This is a genomic window from Desemzia sp. FAM 23988 (assembly GCF_045528365.1).
GTDB lineage: Bacteria > Bacillota > Bacilli > Lactobacillales > Carnobacteriaceae > Desemzia.
Window position 1 is genome coordinate 49,986 of the sequence record NZ_JBGQQS010000004.1, and the last position, 21,982, is coordinate 71,967.

28 protein-coding genes are annotated in these 21,982 nt (G+C 39.2%); 1 reads left to right on the forward strand and 27 read right to left on the reverse strand.

Annotated features, from left to right (window positions below):
• Positions 1 to 8: 8 nt before the first annotated feature.
• The 25 genes from rpmD to rpsL all read right to left on the reverse strand — a co-directional run bounded on the left by rpmD (position 9) and on the right by rpsL (position 15,347).
• Complete coding sequence (rpmD, locus tag ACEN4L_RS03600; protein ID WP_092480918.1) at positions 9 to 188, reverse strand: 50S ribosomal protein L30; 180 nt, start codon at positions 186 to 188, stop codon at positions 9 to 11.
• A 17-nt stretch (positions 189 to 205) separates the two neighbouring features.
• Positions 206 to 706, reverse strand: a complete 501-nt coding sequence (rpsE, locus tag ACEN4L_RS03605; RefSeq protein ID WP_407095985.1) for a 30S ribosomal protein S5 — start codon at positions 704 to 706, stop codon at positions 206 to 208.
• Between the two features lie 20 nt (positions 707 to 726).
• Positions 727 to 1,083 carry a 50S ribosomal protein L18 gene (gene rplR / locus ACEN4L_RS03610; RefSeq protein ID WP_407095986.1) on the reverse strand — a complete coding sequence of 119 codons (357 nt, stop codon included), beginning with the start codon at positions 1,081 to 1,083 and terminating at the stop codon, positions 727 to 729.
• A gap of 51 nt (positions 1,084 to 1,134) precedes the next feature.
• Positions 1,135 to 1,671 (reverse strand): 50S ribosomal protein L6, encoded by a 537-nt coding sequence (rplF, locus tag ACEN4L_RS03615; RefSeq protein ID WP_407095987.1) that lies wholly within the window; start codon positions 1,669 to 1,671, stop codon positions 1,135 to 1,137.
• Between the two features lie 31 nt (positions 1,672 to 1,702).
• Positions 1,703 to 2,101 (reverse strand): 30S ribosomal protein S8, encoded by a 399-nt coding sequence (gene rpsH / locus ACEN4L_RS03620; RefSeq protein ID WP_407095988.1) that lies wholly within the window; start codon positions 2,099 to 2,101, stop codon positions 1,703 to 1,705.
• Between the two features lie 32 nt (positions 2,102 to 2,133).
• The gene (locus ACEN4L_RS03625; protein WP_092480913.1) at positions 2,134 to 2,319 is read right to left on the reverse strand and encodes a type Z 30S ribosomal protein S14; all 186 of its coding nucleotides are present in this window, start codon (positions 2,317 to 2,319) and stop codon (positions 2,134 to 2,136) included.
• Positions 2,320 to 2,336: 17 nt separating this feature from the next.
• Complete coding sequence (rplE, locus tag ACEN4L_RS03630) at positions 2,337 to 2,876, reverse strand: 50S ribosomal protein L5 (RefSeq protein WP_407095989.1); 540 nt, start codon at positions 2,874 to 2,876, stop codon at positions 2,337 to 2,339.
• Between the two features lie 27 nt (positions 2,877 to 2,903).
• The gene (gene rplX, locus ACEN4L_RS03635) at positions 2,904 to 3,212 is read right to left on the reverse strand and encodes a 50S ribosomal protein L24 (protein WP_407095990.1); all 309 of its coding nucleotides are present in this window, start codon (positions 3,210 to 3,212) and stop codon (positions 2,904 to 2,906) included.
• Positions 3,213 to 3,247: 35 nt separating this feature from the next.
• Entirely contained in the window at positions 3,248 to 3,616 is a 369-nt protein-coding gene (gene rplN, locus ACEN4L_RS03640) for a 50S ribosomal protein L14 (protein WP_407095991.1), read from the reverse strand.
• Positions 3,617 to 3,672: 56 nt separating this feature from the next.
• Entirely contained in the window at positions 3,673 to 3,939 is a 267-nt protein-coding gene (rpsQ, locus tag ACEN4L_RS03645; RefSeq protein ID WP_407095992.1) for a 30S ribosomal protein S17, read from the reverse strand.
• 32 nt (positions 3,940 to 3,971) lie between these two features.
• Positions 3,972 to 4,166, reverse strand: coding sequence for a 50S ribosomal protein L29 (gene rpmC, locus ACEN4L_RS03650; protein ID WP_092480908.1), 195 nt, complete (start codon positions 4,164 to 4,166; stop codon positions 3,972 to 3,974).
• Complete coding sequence (rplP, locus tag ACEN4L_RS03655; RefSeq protein ID WP_204212096.1) at positions 4,156 to 4,590, reverse strand: 50S ribosomal protein L16; 435 nt, start codon at positions 4,588 to 4,590, stop codon at positions 4,156 to 4,158. Before rplP ends, rpmC begins: the two co-directional genes overlap by 11 nt.
• A gap of 1 nt (position 4,591) precedes the next feature.
• Positions 4,592 to 5,248: a 30S ribosomal protein S3 gene (gene rpsC, locus ACEN4L_RS03660; protein ID WP_407095993.1), complete on the reverse strand. Its 657-nt coding sequence runs from the start codon at positions 5,246 to 5,248 to the stop codon at positions 4,592 to 4,594.
• A gap of 3 nt (positions 5,249 to 5,251) precedes the next feature.
• Positions 5,252 to 5,608, reverse strand: coding sequence for a 50S ribosomal protein L22 (rplV, locus tag ACEN4L_RS03665; protein ID WP_204212098.1), 357 nt, complete (start codon positions 5,606 to 5,608; stop codon positions 5,252 to 5,254).
• A 21-nt stretch (positions 5,609 to 5,629) separates the two neighbouring features.
• Complete coding sequence (gene rpsS, locus ACEN4L_RS03670; protein WP_079650878.1) at positions 5,630 to 5,908, reverse strand: 30S ribosomal protein S19; 279 nt, start codon at positions 5,906 to 5,908, stop codon at positions 5,630 to 5,632.
• A 52-nt stretch (positions 5,909 to 5,960) separates the two neighbouring features.
• A complete protein-coding gene (gene rplB / locus ACEN4L_RS03675; protein ID WP_407095994.1) occupies positions 5,961 to 6,794 on the reverse strand; it encodes a 50S ribosomal protein L2 in 834 nt (277 codons plus the stop codon).
• 31 nt (positions 6,795 to 6,825) lie between these two features.
• Positions 6,826 to 7,113, reverse strand: coding sequence for a 50S ribosomal protein L23 (gene rplW / locus ACEN4L_RS03680; protein ID WP_407095995.1), 288 nt, complete (start codon positions 7,111 to 7,113; stop codon positions 6,826 to 6,828).
• Positions 7,113 to 7,736 carry a 50S ribosomal protein L4 gene (gene rplD / locus ACEN4L_RS03685; RefSeq protein ID WP_407095996.1) on the reverse strand — a complete coding sequence of 208 codons (624 nt, stop codon included), beginning with the start codon at positions 7,734 to 7,736 and terminating at the stop codon, positions 7,113 to 7,115. The genes rplW and rplD overlap by 1 nt, the downstream gene beginning before the upstream one ends.
• 26 nt (positions 7,737 to 7,762) lie before the next feature.
• Positions 7,763 to 8,395 carry a 50S ribosomal protein L3 gene (gene rplC / locus ACEN4L_RS03690; protein WP_407095997.1) on the reverse strand — a complete coding sequence of 211 codons (633 nt, stop codon included), beginning with the start codon at positions 8,393 to 8,395 and terminating at the stop codon, positions 7,763 to 7,765.
• A 30-nt stretch (positions 8,396 to 8,425) separates the two neighbouring features.
• Positions 8,426 to 8,734 (reverse strand): 30S ribosomal protein S10, encoded by a 309-nt coding sequence (rpsJ, locus tag ACEN4L_RS03695; protein WP_143084253.1) that lies wholly within the window; start codon positions 8,732 to 8,734, stop codon positions 8,426 to 8,428.
• Positions 8,735 to 9,174: 440 nt separating this feature from the next.
• The gene (locus ACEN4L_RS03700; RefSeq protein ID WP_407095998.1) at positions 9,175 to 10,197 is read right to left on the reverse strand and encodes a branched-chain amino acid aminotransferase; all 1,023 of its coding nucleotides are present in this window, start codon (positions 10,195 to 10,197) and stop codon (positions 9,175 to 9,177) included.
• Between the two features lie 687 nt (positions 10,198 to 10,884).
• Entirely contained in the window at positions 10,885 to 12,072 is a 1,188-nt protein-coding gene (tuf, locus tag ACEN4L_RS03705; RefSeq protein WP_407095999.1) for an elongation factor Tu, read from the reverse strand.
• Positions 12,073 to 12,243: 171 nt separating this feature from the next.
• On the reverse strand, positions 12,244 to 14,334 hold the full coding sequence (gene fusA, locus ACEN4L_RS03710) for an elongation factor G (RefSeq protein WP_407096000.1): 2,091 nt from the start codon (positions 14,332 to 14,334) through the stop codon (positions 12,244 to 12,246).
• A 90-nt stretch (positions 14,335 to 14,424) separates the two neighbouring features.
• Positions 14,425 to 14,895: a 30S ribosomal protein S7 gene (rpsG, locus tag ACEN4L_RS03715; RefSeq protein WP_407096001.1), complete on the reverse strand. Its 471-nt coding sequence runs from the start codon at positions 14,893 to 14,895 to the stop codon at positions 14,425 to 14,427.
• Positions 14,896 to 14,936: 41 nt separating this feature from the next.
• Positions 14,937 to 15,347 (reverse strand): 30S ribosomal protein S12, encoded by a 411-nt coding sequence (rpsL, locus tag ACEN4L_RS03720; protein ID WP_407096002.1) that lies wholly within the window; start codon positions 15,345 to 15,347, stop codon positions 14,937 to 14,939.
• A gap of 301 nt (positions 15,348 to 15,648) precedes the next feature.
• On the opposite strand from rpsL, the gene ACEN4L_RS03725 reads away from it, so the two are divergent.
• Positions 15,649 to 16,410 carry a prepilin peptidase gene (locus tag ACEN4L_RS03725; protein WP_407096003.1) on the forward strand — a complete coding sequence of 254 codons (762 nt, stop codon included), beginning with the start codon at positions 15,649 to 15,651 and terminating at the stop codon, positions 16,408 to 16,410.
• Between the two features lie 134 nt (positions 16,411 to 16,544).
• Here ACEN4L_RS03725 and ACEN4L_RS03730 read toward each other — a convergent pair whose 3' ends face one another.
• On the reverse strand, positions 16,545 to 18,011 hold the full coding sequence (locus ACEN4L_RS03730) for an NAD-dependent succinate-semialdehyde dehydrogenase (RefSeq protein ID WP_407096004.1): 1,467 nt from the start codon (positions 18,009 to 18,011) through the stop codon (positions 16,545 to 16,547).
• Between the two features lie 338 nt (positions 18,012 to 18,349).
• Positions 18,350 to 21,973: a DNA-directed RNA polymerase subunit beta' gene (rpoC, locus tag ACEN4L_RS03735; protein ID WP_407096005.1), complete on the reverse strand. Its 3,624-nt coding sequence runs from the start codon at positions 21,971 to 21,973 to the stop codon at positions 18,350 to 18,352.
• Positions 21,974 to 21,982 lie beyond the last annotated feature (9 nt).

Below are 21,982 nucleotides of genomic sequence, written 5' to 3' on the forward strand. Positions count from 1 at the left end.
AGTTTACATTAAACTTCTTTAACGTCCACTAAATGTGAAATTGTGTTAACCATACCTTTGATTGCTTCATTAGCAGGTTTAACTACAGTACTGTTAGTCTTTTTAAGACCTAAAGCTTTAACTGTATCACGTTGATTTTGAGGACGTCCGATAACGCTACGTTTTAAAGTAATTTCTAAATTAGCCATTTCTTATAGTCCTCCTTTTATCCGATAATTTCTTCTACAGTTTTACCGCGAAGTCTTGCAACTTCTTCAACGCGTTTTAATTGAGTTAATCCGTCGATTGTCGCACGAACCATGTTGATTGGAGTGCTTGAACCTAATGATTTACTTGTTACGTCAGCGACACCAGCTAGTTCCAATACGGCACGAACCGGACCACCAGCAGAAACCCCAGAACCTTCAATAGCAGGTTTGATTAAAACATTTCCACCGCTGTAACGTCCAATAACTTCATGAGGTACAGTTGAACCATCTCTCGGTACTTCAATAAGATTTTTCTTAGCACTTTCAATCGCTTTACGAATAGCTTCAGGTACTTCTTTAGCTTTACCTGTACCAAAGCCAACGTGTCCATTTTTGTCTCCGACAACAACTAATGCAGCAAAACGCAAGTTACGTCCACCTTTTACTACTTTAGTTACACGGTTGATTGTAACAACACGATCTTCTAATTCCAATGTGTTTGGATCGATGTATACCATGTGTGGTTTTCCTCCTTTTCCTAAAAGTCTAGTCCATTTTCGCGAGCAGCTTCAGCTAAAGCTTGTACACGGCCATGGTATAGGTACCCACCACGGTCAAAGACTACTTCTTTAATACCTTTTTCAGCAGCACGTTGAGCAACTAATGCTCCAACAGCTGTAGCTTGTTCTGTTCTTGTTTCGCCTGAAACTTCTTTATCTAATGTAGATGCACTTGCGAGCGTGACACCCGCTACGTCATCAATCACTTGAGCGTAGATATTCTTGTTTGAGCGGAAAACGTTCAAACGTGGGCACTCAGCAGTACCAGAAATTTTAGCGCGTACTCGTCCATGTCTTTTTAGACGTAGTTTATTTTTGTCTGGTTTTGAAATCACAATTGTCACCTCTTTATTTTATTTACTAGCAATCAGGCAGCCAGGTAAGTATTATTTACCTGTTTTACCTTCTTTACGACGTACGAATTCGTCAGTGTAACGAATACCTTTCCCTTTATAAGGCTCAGGAGGACGTACTCCACGAATGTTGGCTGCTAATTCTCCAACATGTTCTTTGTTGATTCCTTTAACAATAATCTTAGTGTTTGAAGGAACTTCAACAGTAATACCTTCTCTAGCTTCAAATTCAACTGGATGTGAAAGACCAACGTTCAATACAAGTTTAGTTCCTTGTAATTGAGCACGGTATCCAACCCCGATCAAATCTAAAGTTTTTTCGAATCCTTCAGTAACTCCAACGACCATGTTGTTAACAAGGGCGCGTGTAGTACCGTGGATCGTACGGCTAGGTTTGCTGTCGTCAGGACGAGTGAAAGTAATTTCATTATCTGAAACAGTCATCGTAATGACAGGACTGATTGTAAGGTTCAATTCACCTTTAGGTCCTTTAACAGTAACATCATTTCCGTTTTGAGTAACTTCTACTCCAGCAGGAATAGTAATAACTTTATTTCCAATACGGCTCATAGCAGGGCACCTCCTTATTTCTTCTTGTTTATTACCAAACGTAAGCGAGTATTTCGCCACCGATATTTTTTGTTCTTGCTTCTTTGTCTGTAACGACACCTTCTGAAGTTGATACGATCGCGATACCTAGTCCGTTAAGAACTTTAGGTACATCGCCAGCTTTAGCGTAAACACGCAAACCTGGTTTAGAGATACGTTTCAATCCAGTGATAACACGTTCGTTGTCTTGTCCATATTTTAAGAAAACACGGATAACGCCTTGTTTGTCATCTTCAACAAATTCAACATTTTTTACAAAACCTTCACGTTTTAAAATGTTAGCAATCTCTTTTTTAACTTTTGAAGCAGGTACTTCTAATGATTCGTGTTTTGCTGAGTTAGCGTTACGAACACGTGTTAGAAAATCTGCGATTGGATCAGTCATGACCATGATTTTTTAGCCTCCTTTTTGCGAGTTTCGTTTTACCAGCTTGCTTTTTTCATACCTGGAATTTCACCTTTATAGGCTAGTTCGCGTAAGCAAATACGGCAAAGTTTGAATTTGCGGTAAACTGAATGTGGACGACCACAACGTTCACAACGAGTGTATTCTTGAGTTGAGAATTTAGCAGGGCGTTTACTTTTAGCAATCATTGATTTTTTAGCCACTATCTTCGCCTCCTATATTATTTTTGGAATGGCATTCCAAGTTGCGTTAACAATTCACGAGATTCTTCGTCAGTGTTAGCAGTAGTTACAATAACGATGTCCATTCCGCGAACTTTATCAACCATGTCATATTCAACTTCAGGGAAGATAAGTTGTTCTTTAATTCCTAACGTGTAGTTTCCACGTCCGTCGAAAGCTTTATTGCTTACGCCGCGGAAGTCGCGTACACGAGGAAGTGAAACAGAAACCAATTTGTCTAAGAAATCGTACATTCTGTCTCCACGTAATGTTACTTTAGTACCAATAGGCATGCCTTCACGTAAACGGAAGCCAGCGATTGATTTTTTAGCTTTTGTAATTACTGGTTTTTGACCAGCGATAACTGTCAATTCATTAACTGCTTTGTCTAAGTTTTTAGTGTTTGATACTGCATCACCCACACCCATGTTAATAACGATTTTATCAACTTTTGGTGTTTGCATGATTGATGAGTAGTTGAATTTCTCCATCATAGCTGGAGTAACTTCTTTAGTATATTTTTCTTTAAGGCGGTTCATGAAGTTTGTCCCTCCTTCCTTAATCTATTAGTTTAAAACTTCACCGGTTTTTTTAGATACACGTACTTTTTTACCATCTTCAACTTTGTAGCCAACGCGAGTTGGTTCGCCAGTTGAAGCGTCGATCAACATAACATTTGAAGCATCAACTGGGGCTTCGATTTCTAGAATGCCGCCATTTGGTTCAAATGTTGATGGTTTTTGGTGTTTTTTCATAATGTTAACACCTTCAACGGTAACGCGATTTTTCTTAGGAAATACAGCTTTAACTACGCCTTCTTTGCCTTTATCTTTACCAGTGATAACTTTAACTTTATCTCCTGTTTTAATAAACATATTTATCTCGCACCTCCTTCGTGGATGGTTGGGTATTAAAGAACTTCTGGAGCCAATGAAACGATTTTCATGAAACTGTTGTCACGTAATTCACGTGCAACAGGTCCAAAGATACGAGTTCCTCTTGGGCTCTTATCGTCACGGATAATGACACATGCATTTTCATCAAATTTAATATAAGAACCGTCTGCACGACGAGCTCCTGTTTTGGTACGTACAATTACAGCTTTAACAACTTCACCTTTTTTGACAACGCCACCTGGTGTTGCATGTTTTACAGTACAAACAATAACATCACCAATGTTAGCAGTCTTACGGCCTGAACCACCTAGTACTTTTATTGCAAGTACTTCACGTGCACCAGAGTTGTCAGCTACTTTCAAACGACTTTCTGCTTGGATCACTTTCGTATCCTCCTTTCGGAATTAGAAACTTCATTTTTAAAATCAGGTTTTTATGCTTAGATAATGATAGATTCTTCCACGATTTCAACTAAACGGAAATGTTTAGTAGCTGATAATGGACGAGTTTCCATAATTTTAACGATATCGCCTAATTTTGCACTGTTGTTTTCATCATGTGCTTTGTATTTTTTAGAATATTTCATACGTTTGCCGTATACTGGGTGGCGTTTTTGAGTATCAATTTGAACAACGATAGTTTTGTCCATTTTGTCAGAAATAACGTGTCCTTGGTACACTTTACGTTGATTACGTTCTTCAGTCATTTGTTAGCGACCTCCTTTTTCGTTTCGATCAACTATTTTTGTAATTCAGCTTGGCGCAACGCTGTTTTAATGCGTGCGATAGATTTGCGAACTTCGCTCAATCTTGAAGTATTCTCTAACTGGCCAGTAGCCAATTGGAATCTTAGATTGAATAATTCTTCTTTAAATTCTTTTTCTTTTTCAATCATTTCTGAAGTGGATAATTCTTTAAGTTCATTAGCCTTCATTAGATTCACCACCAATTTCTTCACGTTTTACAAATTTCGTTTTGATCGGTAATTTGTGTGATGCTAAACGTAATGCTTCACGAGCTACTTCTTCAGATACGCCGCCAACTTCAAACATGATTTTTCCACGTTTAACTGGTGAAACCCATCCTTCAGGAGCACCTTTACCAGATCCCATACGAACTCCGATTGCTTTTGATGTGTATGATTTATGAGGGAAAATTTTGATCCATACTTTCCCACCACGTTTCATGTAACGAGTCATAGCAATACGAGCAGCTTCAATTTGACGGTTAGTGATCCAGTGAGATTCTACAGCTTGTAAGCCGAATTCTCCATAAGCGATCTCTTTACCACCTTTAGCTTCACCGCGCATTTTACCTCTAAATTCACGACGGAATTTTACACGTTTAGGTACTAACATGTTATTTCCCTCCTTTCTCTGCATTCTTTTTAGCAGGAAGAACTTCTCCACGGTAAATCCAAACTTTAACACCTAGTTTACCATAAGTAGTATCTGCTTCTTCCCAAGCGTAATCGATATCTGCACGTAATGTGTGCAATGGAACAGTTCCTTCAGAATGGATCTCAGTACGAGCCATATCTGCACCGTTCAAACGACCAGAAACTTGAGTTTTGATTCCTTTAGCTCCAGCACGCATTGTGCGTTGGATAGCTTGTTTTTGAGCACGGCGGAAAGCTACACGATTTTCAAGTTGACGTGCAATTCCTTCACCGACTAATTTAGCGTCTAAATCAGGTCTTTTGATTTCAACGATGTTGATGTGAACTCGTTTACCTGTTAAGTCGTTTAATTTTTTGCGTAATGCATCTACTTCAGATCCACCTTTACCAATAACCATTCCTGGTTTAGCAGTGTGAATAGAGATGTTTACACGATTAGCAGCACGTTCAATTTCTACTAATGAGATTGAAGCGTCACTAAGATTTTTAAAGATGTATTCACGAATTGCAATATCTTCATGTAGGTAGTCGCCGAATTCTTTTTCTGCATACCATTTAGAATCCCAGCCGCGAATAATTCCTACACGCATACCTTTTGGATTAATTTTTTGACCCACAGATTAGCCCTCCTTTTTCTCTGATACCACGATTGTAATGTGGCTTGTGCGTTTCATGATTGGTGAAGCTGATCCTTTTGCACGAGGACGGAAACGTTTCATCGTTGGTCCTTCGTTAACATAAGCTTCGCTTACTACCAAGTTTTCAATATCTAAATCATAATTGTGTTCAGCATTAGCGATAGCAGATTTTAAAACTTTCTCTACTACTGGTGATGCTCCTCTAGGAGTGAATTTCAAAATTGAAATTGCTTCACCAACACTTTTACCTCTAATAAGATCGACAACTAAACGAACCTTACGAGCGGTAATGCGAACAGTTTTTGCAGTTGATTTAGCTGCTGTAATTTGTTCTGACATGAGTAATCCTCCCCTCAATAATTAACGATTCGTTTTTTTGTCATCCGCAGTGTGTCCGCGGTAAGTTCTTGTTGGCGCAAATTCACCTAATTTGTGTCCGACCATGTCTTCTTGTACAAAAACTGGGACATGCTTCCGTCCATCATATACAGCAATTGTGTGACCTACAAAGTTTGGAAAAATTGTAGAACGACGAGACCAAGTTTTAATAACTGATTTCTTTTCGCTAGCGTCCATTGCTTGTACTTTTTTCATTAAGTGTTCATCGACAAAAGGTCCCTTTTTAATACTACGACCCATAGTTGAACCTCCTTCCAGTTATGCAGCAAATTGGTTATCCAACTTGCCTGGTTTATTTTGTTTTACGACGACGTACGATTCGTTTGTTAGATCTTGCTTTAGAGTTACGTGTTTTCAATCCAAGAGCAGGTTTACCCCATGGAGTTAATGGACCAGCATGTCCGATTGGAGCTTTACCTTCACCACCACCGTGTGGGTGATCGTTAGGGTTCATTACAGAACCACGAACAGTTGGGCGTTTACCCATCCAACGTGAACGTCCAGCTTTACCAATGTTGATCAATTCATGTTGTTCATTACCAACTTCACCGATTGTAGCACGGCAAGTAGCTAAGATTTGACGAACTTCGCCTGATCCTAAACGAACTAACACGTATTTTCCTTCTTTACCTAAAACTTGTGCGCTTGTTCCTGCTGAACGAACCAATTGTCCACCTTTACCAGGTTTCAATTCGATGTTGTGAACAACAGTACCAACCGGAATATTTGATAGTGGTAAAGTATTACCCACTTTAATATCAGCATTTTCTCCTGAAAGAATATGTTGACCAATTTCAATTCCTTTTGGTGCAAGAATGTAAGTTTTGATTCCATCTACATAATGGATTAGTGCAATGTTTGCTGAACGGTTTGGATCATATTCAACAGTTTTTACGATACCGACAACATCGTCTTTGTTACGTTTGAAGTCGATAATACGGTAACTACGTTTGTGCCCGCCACCTTGGTGACGTACTGTAATTTTACCATTGTTGTTACGGCCAGCTTTTCTTTTGTTTGGTTCTAACAAAGTCTTTTCAGGCGTTGTTGAAGTGATTTCAGCGAAATCAGAACCAGTCATATTACGACGGCCGTTAGTGGTAGGTTTGTACTTTTTAATCGCCACGTGTTTTCCCTCCTATAAGTGATATTTTGAATTATTCAGCTTCGAAAAATTCGATTTCTTTTGAATCAGCTGTTAATGTAACAACTGCTTTACGACGTTTTTTAGTGTAACCAGAATATCTTCCCATACGTTTTAATTTTCCACGTACGTTCATAACATTCACGTTTTTAACTTTAACGCCAAAGATTTCTTCAATTGCTTGTTTGATATGAGTTTTGTTTGCGCGAACGTCTACTTCAAAAGTATATTTTTTGCTGTCTTCAGCAAGCATAGCTTTTTCAGTAATCATAGGGCGCAAGATAACTTCGCGTGCTTCCATTATTGAAGAGCCTCCTCTACTTGAGTTAGAGCAGTTTGCGTTAAGATCAATTTGTTATGAGATACAACATCTAAAACTGTAACGTTATCTGGAGCTACTACTGTTACTCCTGGAAGGTTACGAGCTGATAATGTTGTGAAATCATTTCCGTTTTCTACAACAACTAACACTTTTGTATCAACATTTAAATTGTTTAACACTTGTGCAAATTCTTTCGTTTTTGGTGCATCAAAGTTCAATGCATCTACAACGATCATGTTTCCTTCAGCTACTTTAGAAGAAAGAACAGATCTGATTGCTAAACGACGAACTTTTTTAGGAAGTTTGTAGCTGTATGAACGAGGTGTCGGTCCAAAGACTACACCACCGCCACGCCATTGTGGTGAACGGATAGATCCTTGACGAGCACGTCCAGTACCTTTTTGTCTCCATGGTTTACGGCCACCGCCTCTTACTGCACTACGGTTTTTTACTTTGTGTGTTCCTTGTCTTAATGAAGCACGTTGCATGATGATTGCATCAAAAACAACATTTTCATTTGGTTCAATTCCGAAAACAGCATCGTTTAAAGTAACTTCGCCATTTTGAGAACCGTCTTGTTTAAATAAGACTAATTTTGCCATTCCTTTGCTCCTCCTTTCTTCGATCTTTATTTAACTGCTTTAAGAGCAGTTCTAATTTGGATTAAGGATTTTTTAGCTCCAGGTACATTACCTTTAATTAAGATAACATTTCTTTCAACGTCAACACGTACGATTTCAAGATTTTGAATTGTTACGCGGTTTCCGCCCATACGACCTGGCAATAATTTACGTTTGAATACGCGATTAGGATCAACGGGACCCATTGAACCAGGACGACGGTGGTAACGAGATCCGTGAGACATTGGTCCACGAGATTGGCCATGGCGTTTGATAACACCTTGGAAACCTTTACCTTTAGTTGTCCCCGTGACATCAACGATGTCTCCAGCTGCGAACATATCAACTTTAATTTCTTTTCCTACTTCGTATTCCCCTAGCTCAACACCGTCAAATTCACGAATGAAGCGCTTAGGAGTAGCATTTGCTTTTGCTACATGACCTTTAGCAGGTTTGTTAGACAATACTTCACGTTTGTCTTGGTAACCAAGTTGAACTGCTTCGTAGCCATCGTTTTCCATTGTTTTAAGTTGTAAAACAACGTTTGGAGTAGCTTCGATTACTGTTACAGGAATTAATTCCCCAGCTTCAGTAAAGACTTGTGTCATTCCTACTTTTTTTCCTAAGATTCCTTTGGTCATGAGTACACCTCCATTATTTTTTTAGTTTGATTATAATTTAATTTCGATATCTACGCCTGATGGTAGATCTAATTTTGTTAAAGCATCAACAGTTTTTGGTGTTGGGTTAACAATATCAATCACACGTTTGTGAGTGCGCATTTCAAATTGTTCACGAGAGTCTTTGTATTTGTGAGTCGCACGAATCACAGTGTACACACTTCTCTCAGTTGGTAATGGAATTGGACCAGACACGCTAGCACCAGTTCTCTTTGCTGTTTCTACAATTTTGTCCGCTGATTGATCCAAGATACGGTGTTCGTATGCTTTCAAACGGATACGGATTTTTTGTTTTGCCATAATTTTCCCTCCTTCGCCTATTCTTATAAAGTAGACATTGCTCCACGAAAATTTCCGACACACTCGCCGTGGCAAAGCGGCCGGGTGTATCGCAACCTCCCGTTTCTTAGCCATCGATTCCAAATGAAATCGGGGTCTGTGCTTCTCTCTTTTAAATCAGCACCTTAAATAGTATAACCAATATACATTATCAAATCAAGTGTTTTTCGCGGTTTTTTCAACTTTTTTGAAAATAAGTCGGCTTTTTTCTTCACATTTCATCCACTATTAACGGTTTTACCATTTGCGAGATTGATCTTGTCCATTATCAGTCTTCTAAATGATGAAAAAAGCTACTTCTTATCATCTGCAATGATTAAGATAGTAGCTTAGTTCAAATTATTTGTCTAGTAAAACTTCTTTTTTAAATTTTTTTATCCACTGTTTTGTTTCTGCTTCTCTCAGACTTTCACTATCCAATTTTCAGGAGCTGCTACATCGCCAAATTGAATCCCGATCAGTTCGTCATACAATTTTTTCGTTACCGGTCCAACTTCTGTTTCACTATAGAAAACATGGAAGTCATCCCCATTTTGAATTCCGCCGATCGGAGAAATCACAGCTGCTGTACCACAAGCTCCTGCTTCTTTAAACTGATCCAACTGATCAATGTAGACATCGCCTTGGACAACTTCTAATCCTAAACGTTTCTCAGCTAGATAAAGCAAGGAATATTTTGTAATGCTAGGCAAAATAGACGGAGATTCAGGTGTGATGAATTTATCGTCTTTTGTAATACCAAAGAAATTAGCGGCCCCAACTTCTTCTATTTTTGTATGCGTAATAGGATCTAAATAAATCGCATCACTAAATGCTCGTTTATGGGCTTCTGCTCCAGGAAGCAGACTTCCGGCATAATTTCCGCCGACTTTCGCTGCGCCTGTACCTCGTCCTGCGGCTCTATCGTATTGAGAAACTAAAAAGTTTGTCGGTGTAAGCCCGCCTTTGAAATACGGACCAACCGGCATACAAAAAACAGAAAAAATATACTCTGCAGCCGGCTTCACTCCTATATTGTCTCCCACACCAATGATATAAGGGCGAAGATACAAGGTTCCTCCTGTGCCATACGGCGGCAAGAAATGCTCGTTTGCCTTCACCACTTGTTTTACAGCATCTATAAAAATCTCTGTTGAAACTTCAGGCATTAACAAACGGCGACAGCTTCGTTGCATACGTTCTGCATTTTGATCTGGTCTGAACAAATTAATATCCCCATCTTTTGTTCGGTAAGCTTTTAATCCTTCAAAACAAGCTTGCCCATAATGGAGTGCTGTCGAGCCCTCACTAATATGTACTTGATTGTCTTCGGTAAGCGTTCCTTCGTCCCAACTGCCATCTTTCCAATAGGACAAGTAGCGCAAGTCCGTTTTAATATAATTAAACCCTAAATTGTTCCAATCGATCGATACTTCTTTTCCCATAATTCTCACCCCACTTGAATTTGTTATTTAGTGTATCACAAGAATGAAAGAAATGGCTATTTTTTCATATAAACAAATAAAGAAGTTTCTCTTTTGAAAAGAAACTTCTTTTACTCTCACTTTTGCAAACGAGTAATTTTTAATTCATCAAACAACTTTTAGAACTGACGCGTTCTCCTATAATAGTTGTTCTACAATATTTAACGTTGGTGAGTAGAAAATACACTTCTTTTTAATTCTAACTCTATTAGAAACTCAGTTTTAGAAATTTCTGGAGGAATATGGGGTTGCTTATAGCCATGGAAAGGACGCAAAAAAAGGAAACACTGTGGGCGTACGCCCAAGTGTACCATGCTTGTAAGCTGCTGAAGCAGCAACAATCATGGCAATTACTTAGCGTTAGGCTTTAGCCGTTACGCTAAGTTTGTTCTCCGCTACGCTACGCATACTATATCCGTACGTCGCTATCGCTCCAACGGCTTCAGCAACGCTTGCAAGCCTTGAGATGTAGTTTTCAGCACCAAGGCGTTCCCATGGCTTTCCATAAGCAACCCCATAGGCCGGAGGAAATTTCTTTACCAACGTTAGAAGATGAAGAGCCATAATAGTGGTAGAAGCAAAAAAGAAGCCTTCCTAATGAAAGGAAAGCTTCTTTAAAGGTTTTAATTAAAGTTTAAACTAGGTTGATTAAGCTTCGATTGAAGCAACAACGCCAGCTCCAACAGTACGTCCACCTTCACGGATAGTGAATTTAGTACCTTGGTCTAAAGCGATAGGAGCGATTAATTCAACGTTGATTGTAACGTTATCTCCAGGCATAACCATTTCAGTACCTTCTGGCAACTCGATAACACCAGTTACGTCAGTTGTACGGAAGTAAAATTGTGGGCGGTAGTTACCGAAGAATGGAGTGTGACGTCCACCTTCTTCTTTAGATAAGATATAAACTTCGCCTGTAAATTTTGTGTGTGGAGTAATTGAACCTGGTTTAGCTAATACTTGACCACGTTGGATGTCTTCACGAGAAACCCCACGTAATAAAGCACCGATGTTATCTCCAGCTTCAGCGTAATCCAATAATTTACGGAACATTTCAACACCAGTAACAGTTGATTTAACTGTATCGTGTAAACCGATGATTTCAACTTCGTCTCCGACTTTAACTTGTCCAGCTTCAACACGGCCTGTAGCAACAGTACCACGTCCAGTGATTGAGAATACGTCCTCAACTGGCATCATGAATGGTTTGTCAGTGTCGCGTTCTGGGTTTGGAATGTAAGAGTCAACAGCATCCATCAATTCCATGATTTTATCTTCGTATTCAGCTACGCCTTCAAGAGCTTTAAGAGCTGAACCAGCGATAACTGGAGTGTCATCACCTGGGAATTCGTATTCTGATAATAAGTCACGAACTTCCATTTCAACTAATTCTAATAATTCTTCGTCATCAACCATATCAACTTTGTTTAAGAAAACAACGATGTATGGAACACCAACTTGGCGAGACAATAGGATGTGTTCGCGAGTTTGTGGCATTGGGCCATCAGCAGCAGAAACTACTAAGATAGCTCCATCCATTTGAGCAGCACCAGTGATCATGTTTTTAACGTAGTCCGCGTGACCTGGGCAGTCAACGTGAGCATAGTGACGAGCTGCAGTTTCATATTCAACGTGAGAAGTGTTGATTGTGATTCCACGTTCGCGTTCTTCTGGAGCTCCATCGATTGAAGCGTAGTCAGTTGCAGTACTTGCAAAACCTTTTTTAGCTAAAACTGTAGTAATTGCAGCAGTTAAAGTTGTTTTACCGTGGTCAACGTGTCCAATTGTACCAATATTAGCATGTGGTTTTGTACGTTCGAATTTTTCTTTTGCCATTTTGTTAATTTCCTCCTCATAATTGAGTTGCTATTTTTTGAATCAAGTCGTCTATATTGGCCCAGTGGTGACACTTAGACCAACAACAGACTAACCCAATTCTTTAGTAAAAATTATAACGATTTTTTGAAAGAAAAGCAATACTTAACAGTTTTCGGCTGAAATCAATGATTAGTCAGCTGAAACACCATTTTTCTTGATGATTTCTTCAGAGATAGATTTTGGTACAGCTTCATAATGATCAAATTGCATTGTAAAAGTACCGCGACCTTGTGTTGATGAACGCAATGCTGTAGCGTATCCGAACATTTCAGAAAGAGGAACGATTCCTTTAACGATAGTAGTGTTTCCACGTACTTCGCTTCCTTCGATGCGTCCACGACGAGCACTGATGTGTCCCATTACATCACCTAGGTAATCTTCTGGAATTGTAACATCAACTTCCATCATTGGCTCTAAGATAACAGGGCCGGCTTTTTTCGCAGCATTTTTCAATGCTAGTGAAGCAGCAACTTTAAAGGCCGTTTCATTCGAGTCAACATCATGATAAGATCCATCGTAAAGTTTCGCTTTAACATCCACCAATGGATATCCAGCAAGAACTCCGCCTTCTAGAGAAGACTCTAAACCAGCTTTAACTGCAGGAATGTATTCACGTGGAACAGATCCCCCAACGATAGCATCTTCAAATTCAAATCCGCCACCTTCTTCATTAGGTGAGAATTCAACCCAAACATGTCCGTATTGACCTTTACCACCTGATTGACGTACAAATTTACCTTCAGCTTCAGTAGCTTTAGTAAATGTTTCACGGTAAGAAACTTGAGGAGCTCCTACAGTTGCTTCAACGTTAAATTCACGTCTCATACGGTCAACGATGATGTCTAAGTGCAACTCACCCATACCGGCGATAATAGTTTCGCCAGTTTCGTGGTCAGTTTCAGCACGGAATGTTGGATCTTCTTCAGCTAATTTTTGAAGAGCGACACCCATTTTATCTTGGTCTGCTTTTGATTTTGGTTCAATAGCAACTTGGATAACTGGTTCTGGGAAGTCCATAGACTCTAAAATAACTTGTTCTTTTTCATCTGATAAAGTATCTCCTGTAGTTGTGTCTTTCAACCCAACTGCAGCAGCGATATCTCCAGAAAATACTTCAGGAATCTCGCTACGTGAGTTCGCGTGCATTTGTAAGATACGACCTACACGTTCACGTTTACCTTTTGTAGCGTTCATAACGTATGAACCTGATTGTAAAGTACCAGAGTAAACACGGAAGAATGTCAAACGACCAACATAAGGGTCAGTTGCTACTTTAAATGCAAGAGCAGCAAATGGTTCGTTGTCATCAGCATGGTGTTCAATTACTGTATCTGGATCATCTACTGAGTGTCCTTCGATTGGAGGAACATCAAGTGGTGATGGAAGGTAATCAATAACAGCGTTCAATAATAATTGAACCCCTTTATTTTTAAAGGCCGTTCCACAAAGAACAGGGTAGAATTCTACTTTAACTGTTGCTTTACGGATAGCTGATTTGATTTCTTCTACAGAGAATTCTTCACCTTCAAGATATTTCATCATGAATTCTTCATCTGTTTCAGCAAGTGCTTCTAACAATTTTGTACGCCATTCGTCAGCTTCATCTTTTTTATCTTCAGGAATTTCGATTTCTTCAATTTCAGTTCCTAAATCATTTGCATAATTGAAGGCTTTCATTTCTACTAAATCGATAATACCAGTAAAGTTATCTTCAGCTCCGATTGGCAATTGAATAGGATGTGCATTGGCTTGTAAACGATCATGGATTGTACCTACAGAATATAAGAAGTCTGCTCCAGTTTTATCCATTTTGTTTACAAATACAATACGTGGAACACCGTAAGTTGTTGCTTGACGCCAAACTGTTTCAGTTTGAGGTTCAACACCTGATTGAGCATCTAGCAATGCAACAGCACCATCTAATACACGTAATGAACGTTCAACTTCAACAGTGAAGTCCACGTGTCCAGGTGTATCAATGATATTAACACGGTGACCCTCCCAAGCTGCTGTTGTTGCGGCAGAAGTGATAGTGATACCACGTTCTTGTTCCTGTTCCATCCAGTCCATTTGTGAAGCTCCCTCATGAGTTTCACCAATTTTGTGGATACGTCCAGTGTAATAAAGGATACGTTCAGTCGTTGTTGTTTTACCAGCATCGATATGAGCCATGATTCCGATATTACGAGTTTTTTCTAAAGAAAATTCTCTTTTTGCCATCTTGAATATACACCTCTTTTTTGTAAATTTTAAAAACTATTATATTCCAACGCTGCTAAATCCCAGCGTTGGAATATAGAAAGCAGAATCTTACCAACGGTAATGAGCGAATGCTTTATTCGCTTCTGCCATTTTATGTGTATCTTCACGTTTTTTAACTGCTGAACCAGTGTTGTTAGCAGCATCCATGATTTCACGAGCTAAACGAAGATCCATAGTATCTTCTCCGCGTAAACGAGAGTAGCTTACTAACCAACGTAGAGCAAGCGCTGAACGACGTTCTGGACGAACTTCGATTGGCACTTGGTAGTTAGAACCCCCAACACGGCGAGCTTTAACTTCAAGAACTGGCATGATATTTTTCATTGCTTCTTCAAAGACTTCCATTGGATCATTTCCAGTTTGTTCTTTGATTGAATCAAATGCGTTATAAAGAATAGTTGCTGCTTTACCACGTTTTCCATCAACCATCAAACGGTTGATTAAACGAGTAACTAATTTTGAATTGTAAATTGGATCTGGTAACACGTCACGTTTTGCGACAGGACCTTTACGAGGCATTTAAATTCCTCCTTTCGACTATTTTATATTTATCAGAATTTTTATTTAGGCTTTTTAGTACCGTATTTAGAACGGCTTTGTTTACGATCAGTAACACCTGCTGTATCTAAAGCACCACGAACGATGTGGTAACGTACCCCTGGTAAATCTTTCACACGGCCTCCACGAAGAAGAACAACACTATGTTCTTGTAAGTTGTGACCTTCACCCGGGATATATGCTGTAACTTCGATCAAGTTAGACAAACGAACACGAGCATATTTACGTAAAGCAGAGTTAGGTTTTTTAGGAGTCATAGTACCTACACGAGTACATACACCACGTTTTTGTGGAGAATTTACAATAGTTTGTTTTTTCTGTTTACTATTGTACCCTTTGTTTAAAGCAGGAGACTCAGATTTTTCGATTTTTGATTTACGAGATTTACGAACCAATTGGTTAATTGTTGGCATTTTTTGTTTCCTCCCTTCCGGTTATTAAATATCTAATCCCACACATCCAGGTGTTTCTTTTATTTTTAAAAAAATATTGCTGCATAGCATGCAACTTCTGGGTATGGAGGTTATACGCCTTTGCAACAGTCAGAACGACTGATTTACAGGAATCTGCGTACAAAAGCACCTTATGAATAATACCATGTAAAAAAAAATCTGTCAATAAAAAATCGTTTTTTTTGTTTTTTTCTTTTCAACAGAACTTACTTTTTCTTGCGTATAGTATAGAAACTAATGAAATTGGAAAGGTAGATTGCTCATGCCCTTGTTAACTATTCTTCCCTTAATGATTTACGGTCTTATTTGGGGGTCTTTTTTAACAGTTGTCGGTCTTAGGACCCCTATTAACCAACCTTTTGTCTGTTCGAGATCCCGTTGTCCCTATTGTCACCATATCTTATCTTCAAAAGAACTCGTTCCACTCTTTTCGATTTTGTTTCAAAAAGGAAAGTGCCGTCACTGCAACCATCCAATAGCTTTACTCTACCCTTTAGTGGAACTCACTACGGCTTGTTTGCTGGTGATTGGTTTTCTTTGGGCGCAGCCTAATTGGCCAACGTTCACCAATTTGTTTTTAGTGCTTTCTTTTGGAATAGTTTTTTCCATTTCTGATTTAACCACCCAAATCCTCCCAGACAAAATCATGTTGCTGTTTTTTATATTCGTTTTTTTGTATCAATTATTTGCCCGTCCAGATATTTTTTTTTCTTATTTAATATGCGGCATAGGCTTTTTTTCTGTTTTCTACTTATTTTTCCTTATCTTTCCATACGGCATTGGTGGTGGAGATGTAAAGTACTACGGAATTCTTGGATTTCTTTTAGGCTATCAAACCACCGCGCTAGCATTATTGTTGGCTTGCAGTATAGCATGTACTTTCTATTTACCAATGCGTTTCATTAAAAAGCACAACCGAAACCACCCAATCCCTTTTGCTCCCTTTATTTTTCTGGGAGCATATATAAGTTGCCTCATCAGCCCTTTGTTTTTTACCTATTTAAATTCGTATTTCCTTTTTTAACGATGCGAAACGGTATAATAGAAAGAGTACGGCTTTACCACTGTTCTGTTTGTGATAAAGCCGTACTCTTTCTATTATTTAAGGAGCAATCAGTTGAGACACACGACTGTCTACAGCTTAAAAAACATTGGTATTTAGTTTTCTGTAAAGTAAGTGGTGTGTACAAATTTCACTTCTTGAAATTCTTCAATTCCATATTTCCCGTTTTCACGACCTAAACCAGAATATTTTACCCCGCCAAATGGCGCTTCTGATTGAGAGACACCTGTATTATTTATGCCTACTAAACCATATTCCAACTCAGTACTCACTTTTTCCGCTAAGCGTAAATCCTTCGTAAACACATATGAAGCTAAACCAAAATGAGAATCATTTGCTAATGCAATCACTTTATCTTCATTATCAAATGAAATCACTGGAATGACTGGTCCAAATGTTTCTTCATAAAAGATATCCATGTCAGTCGTTATTCTATCTATAACAGTTGGTTGATAGAAAAATCCATCTTTATATTCCCCTTCAACCAGTCTTCCGCCACCGATTAAAACCTCAGCGCCTTTATCTTTAGCATCTGCGATTTGGCCATCAATAGTTTCCCGTGCTTCTTCATTGATCAGCGGACCTACCATTACATCATCTTGTCCGTTACCCACTGTTACTTTTTCTACTGCTTTAACGAGTTTTTCGGTAAATTCTTTTTTGATAGGCTCTTCTACGAAAATACGATTAGGCGCCGTACAAGCTTGACCGTTATTTCTAAACTTCATTGCTACGAGGGCATCAATGGTTTGTTGAATAGGCGCATCTTTAAAGACGATAAAAGGCGCATGTCCACCCAGTTCCAACGAAATCTTCTTCAGCGTTTGTCCTGATTGCTTATACAACAATTGCCCTACTTTGGTTGAACCCGTAAACGTTAATTTGCGTACATCACTGCTTTCAGCAAATGCTTCACCGATCTCACTCGCTGAACCCATTACTAAGTTGGCAACACCCTTCGGTAAACCGGCTTTTTCAAATAGTTCAAAAATGGCAATAGCGGATAACGGCGTATTTCCTGCTGGTTTCAGTACAACAGTACACCCCGCTGAAATTGCTGGAGATATTTTACGCACAATCATATTGGACGGGAAATTCCAAGGAGTAATGGCACCTATTACTCCTACTGGTTGTTTTTTCACTTCAAACTTGTGATTATTTGGTGCTGGGATAGTTTCTCCATACACACGTCTTGCTTCTTCCGCATTCCAATGCATATTTTCAACATCTGTTTTGATTTCACCTTTTGCTTCTTTTAACGGTTTCCCTTGTTCTAACGTCATAATTAAAGCCAAGCGATCTGCATTTTCTTCAATTAAATCAGCAACCTTGTGTAAAATAGCTACTCGTTCCTTCAGTTCCATACCGGACCATATCGGAAAAGCCTTTTTAGCTGCTTCGACAGCTTGATTCGTTTCTTCTTTTCCACCTTGCGAAACACGTACTAATTCTTCTCCTGTCGCAGGGTTGATAACAGCTTTTTTATCCATTGAGCCTTCTACCCACTGTCCGTCAATAAACAGATTGGTTTGAATTTCTGGTAATGATTGTCTTGTTGTCAAATAGATTCGCCTCCTATTAGATTTCATTCTATATTCAAAATAACATAAATGCTAAACGGTCTAAACTGATACACATTTTGGCTGCCTGCTTCAACCCGATGGACGCTATCTCTAAATTCCTAATCACCTAAAAAATGCGCAAAAAAACAACAACCGACGGATAGAAAAAATATCCATCTGTCGGTTGTTGGTTTATATTCGATGAGCTGAACGCCTTACTCTACACTCTCCATAGACGCGCTGCATAAGGCAGCTCATACGCCTATAAGCCAACCCGCATCTGTTAGGAAAAGCACCTAACTGATGTGGGTTTTCTTATATTCGATGAGCTGAACGCCTTACTCTTCGCTCTCCATTTGGTCATTGATGCTGTAAACATTTTCGCTTACGACGCCAATTCCTTTTGGATCCATTTTACGGTATTTGCGCATTCCTGTACCAGCTGGAATGATTTTACCGATGATAACATTTTCTTTCAATCCTAGTAAGTTATCACGTTTACCGCGGATAGCAGCATCCGTCAAGACACGAGTAGTTTCTTGGAAGGAAGCAGCAGACAAGAAACTATTCGTTTCAAGTGATGCTTTAGTGATTCCAAGCAATACTGGGCGACTTGTAGCAGGTAATCCACCAGACATAAGAACTTCTTTGTTCTTTTGAGTAAATTCATGGATGTCGATCTTAGAACCTGGTAATAAATCTGTATTACCTGGGTCAAGGATACGTACTTTACGCAACATTTGACGAACCATTACCTCAATATGTTTGTCTCCGATTTCTACCCCTTGCATACGGTATACTTTTTGAACTTCACCCAACATATAGTTTTCAACGGTTAATACATCGCTGATATCGATCAATTCTTTAGGATCAATAGAACCTTGAATCAATGCTTCTCCACGGTGAATCAAGTCCCCTTCTTCTACTAGCATACGAGAAGTGTAAGGAACAGTGTAGCTACGTGTATCTGTAGCACCTTTGATGGTAACTTCTTTAATACGTTCAGCTTGTTTATCTTCAATCGAAACAACTTCACCAGTAACTTCAGTGATCGTTGCGCGACCTTTCGGATGACGAGCTTCAAAAATTTCTTGGATACGAGGAAGACCTTGAGTAATATCGTCTCCGGCAACCCCACCTGTATGGAACGTACGCATGGTTAATTGAGTACCTGGTTCTCCGATTGATTGAGCGGCAATTGTTCCAACTGCTTCCCCAACTTCAACTTCGCTACCAGTAGCCAAGTTACGTCCATAACAGTATTTACATACACCATGAGGAGTATTACATGTAAATGCAGAGCGGATAGTAACTTCTTTAATACCTGCGTCAATAATCGTTTTAGACAATGGTTCTGTAATCAATTGGTTTTTCTCCATGATAACTTCGCCAGTTTCTGGATGGATAACCGATTTGTTCGTATAACGACCTAATAGACGTTCTTCAAGAGTTTCGATAATTTCATTACCGTTCTTGATAGCATGAACTACTAAACCACGGTCTGTATGACAATCTGTTTCACGGATAATAACATCTTGTGCTACGTCAACCAAACGACGAGTCAAGTAACCTGAATCGGCTGTCTTCAAGGCTGTATCGGTCATACCTTTACGAGCCCCATGGGTAGAGATAAACATTTCCATAACACTTAGACCTTCACGGAAGTTCGAAGTGATCGGCAATTCCATGATTTGTCCGTTCGGAGCAGCCATCAATCCACGCATACCAGCTAACTGAGTAAAGTTTGAGATGTTACCACGGGCACCAGAGTCACTCATCATAAAGATAGAGTTTCTGTCATCCAATACTTCCATCAGTTTTTCTTGAATCGTGTCTTTAGCAGCATTCCAAATGTCGATAACATTTGAATAACGTTCTTCATCTGTAATCAAACCACGACGGAATTGTTTTGTAACTTTTTCAACTTGTTTATGCGCATCTTCCAAGATCTGTTCTTTTTCTTTCAAGACAGCAATATCTGCGATCCCTACTGTGATACCAGATTTTGTAGAATGTTTGTAACCTAAGTTTTTCATTCTGTCCAACATTTTTGAAGTTTCAGCAACTTTGAAACGTTTGAAGACTTCTGCAATGATATTTCCTAAGTTTTTCTTTTTGAATGGTTTTACTAAACTTTGTTTAGCAATGTGTTCTGGAATGTTTGTTCCATATTCAACAAAGTAGCTGTCTGGAGTTTTAACTTCCAAGTTGACTTGTGTCGGTTCATTCAAGTAAGGGAATTCTGTAGGCATGATTTGGTTGAAAATCAATTTCCCAACAGTAGTGATCAAGACTTTATCCTTTTGCCATTCAGTAAATGGTTTGTTTCGGATATCTGAAACTTGGATCCCTACTCTAGAGTGCAAATGAACGTATCCTTGTTGGTAAGCTAATTCAGCTTCTTCAATACTGCTGAATACCATTCCTTCGCCTTCACGTCCAGCTTCTTCCATTGTCAGGTAGTAGTTACCTAAAACCATATCTTGAGATGGTGTAACAACTGGTTTACCATCTTTAGGGTTCAAGATATTTTGTGCACCTAACATCAAAATACGTGCTTCAGCTTGAGCAGCGTCGCTTAACGGTACGTGGACCGCCATTTGGTCACCATCAAAATCGGCATTGTAAGCTTCACACACTAATGGGTGCAGACGAATCGCTTTTCCTTCTACTAAGATAGGCTCAAAAGCTTGGATACCTAATCTGTGCAATGTTGGTGCGCGGTTCAATAGAACTGGGTGTTCACGAATAACTTCTTCTAAAACGTCCCAGATATCTTCGTCTAAACGTTCGATTTTTCTTTTCGCATTTTTGATGTTGTTCGCAATACCACGTTCAACTAATTCTCTCATTACAAACGGCTTGAATAGTTCAACAGCCATTTCTTTCGGTAAACCACATTGGTACATTTTCAATGTCGGTCCTACTACGATAACGGAACGGCCAGAGTAGTCAACACGTTTACCCAGCAAGTTTTGACGGAAACGACCTTGTTTCCCTTTCAACATGTGAGAAAGAGATTTTAATGGACGGTTACCTGGTCCAGTAACTGGACGGCCGCGACGACCATTATCGATCAATGCATCTACTGCTTCTTGCAACATACGTTTTTCATTTTGAACAATGATGTTTGGTGCATTCAAGTCCAATAAACGTTTCAAACGGTTGTTACGGTTGATTACGCGACGGTATAAGTCATTCAAGTCACTTGTTGCAAAACGTCCGCCTTCTAATTGAACCATTGGGCGGATTTCTGGCGGGATAACCGGAACTACGTCCATTACCATCCAAGTTGGGTGGTTGCCAGATAAATGGAATGCTTCCAAAATATCTAAACGGCGGATCGCACGAGTTCGTTTTTGACCAGTTGCAGTAGTTAACTCTTCTTTTAACTCTTCAACTTCTTTACCTAATTCTACATCGTCCAACAATTGTTTAATCGCTTCAGCACCCATACCGGCTTTGAATTCATTTCCGTATTGCGCACGTTTTTCACGATATTCTCTTTCTGTTAACAATTGTTTCTTTTCAAGCGTTGTGTTACCTGGTTCAATAACTACATAAGAAGCAAAATAAATGATTTCTTCTAACGCACGAGGACTCATATCCAATACAAGACCCATACGGCTCGGAATACCTTTAAAGTACCAAATGTGTGTTACTGGTGCTGCTAATTCAATGTGACCCATACGTTCGCGACGTACTTTTGAACGAGTAACTTCAACGCCGCAACGATCACAAACGATTCCTTTATAACGAATACGTTTGTACTTCCCACAAGCACATTCCCAGTCTTTTGATGGGCCAAAAATGCGTTCACAGAATAAACCATCACGTTCAGGTTTTAGCGTACGATAGTTGATAGTTTCAGGTTTTTTAACTTCTCCATAAGACCAACTGCGGATTTTATCAGAAGAAGCCAAACCGATTTGCATGCTTTCAAAATTATTAACGTCTATCAAGGGGCCTAC

Coding starts and splice junctions, on each gene's coding strand:
- rplW (WP_407095995.1), bottom strand. CDS start 7,113: ATGGAAGCACGCGAAGTTATCTTGCGCCCTATGATTACTGAAAAAGCT.
- rpsQ (WP_407095992.1), bottom strand. CDS start 3,939: ATGACTGAAGAACGTAATCAACGTAAAGTGTACCAAGGACACGTTATT.
- rpsG (WP_407096001.1), bottom strand. CDS start 14,895: ATGCCTCGTAAAGGTCCTGTCGCAAAACGTGACGTGTTACCAGATCCA.
- rplF (WP_407095987.1), bottom strand. CDS start 1,671: ATGAGCCGTATTGGAAATAAAGTTATTACTATTCCTGCTGGAGTAGAA.
- ACEN4L_RS03700 (WP_407095998.1), bottom strand. CDS start 10,197: ATGGGAAAAGAAGTATCGATCGATTGGAACAATTTAGGGTTTAATTAT.
- rpmD (WP_092480918.1), bottom strand. CDS start 188: ATGGCTAATTTAGAAATTACTTTAAAACGTAGCGTTATCGGACGTCCT.
- rplE (WP_407095989.1), bottom strand. CDS start 2,876: ATGAACCGCCTTAAAGAAAAATATACTAAAGAAGTTACTCCAGCTATG.
- rpsL (WP_407096002.1), bottom strand. CDS start 15,347: ATGCCAACAATTAACCAATTGGTTCGTAAATCTCGTAAATCAAAAATC.
- rplX (WP_407095990.1), bottom strand. CDS start 3,212: ATGTTTATTAAAACAGGAGATAAAGTTAAAGTTATCACTGGTAAAGAT.
- rpmC (WP_092480908.1), bottom strand. CDS start 4,166: ATGAAGGCTAATGAACTTAAAGAATTATCCACTTCAGAAATGATTGAA.
- rpsH (WP_407095988.1), bottom strand. CDS start 2,101: ATGGTCATGACTGATCCAATCGCAGATTTTCTAACACGTGTTCGTAAC.
- tuf (WP_407095999.1), bottom strand. CDS start 12,072: ATGGCAAAAGAAAAATTCGAACGTACAAAACCACATGCTAATATTGGT.
- rplD (WP_407095996.1), bottom strand. CDS start 7,736: ATGGCAAAATTAGTCTTATTTAAACAAGACGGTTCTCAAAATGGCGAA.
- rpsS (WP_079650878.1), bottom strand. CDS start 5,908: ATGGGTCGTAGTATTAAAAAGGGACCTTTTGTCGATGAACACTTAATG.
- rplP (WP_204212096.1), bottom strand. CDS start 4,590: ATGTTAGTACCTAAACGTGTAAAATTCCGTCGTGAATTTAGAGGTAAA.
- fusA (WP_407096000.1), bottom strand. CDS start 14,334: ATGGCAAAAAGAGAATTTTCTTTAGAAAAAACTCGTAATATCGGAATC.
- rplC (WP_407095997.1), bottom strand. CDS start 8,395: ATGACCAAAGGAATCTTAGGAAAAAAAGTAGGAATGACACAAGTCTTT.
- rpsJ (WP_143084253.1), bottom strand. CDS start 8,734: ATGGCAAAACAAAAAATCCGTATCCGTTTGAAAGCATACGAACACCGT.
- rplV (WP_204212098.1), bottom strand. CDS start 5,608: ATGTCAGAACAAATTACAGCAGCTAAATCAACTGCAAAAACTGTTCGC.
- rpsE (WP_407095985.1), bottom strand. CDS start 706: ATGGTATACATCGATCCAAACACATTGGAATTAGAAGATCGTGTTGTT.
- ACEN4L_RS03725 (WP_407096003.1), top strand. CDS start 15,649: ATGCCCTTGTTAACTATTCTTCCCTTAATGATTTACGGTCTTATTTGG.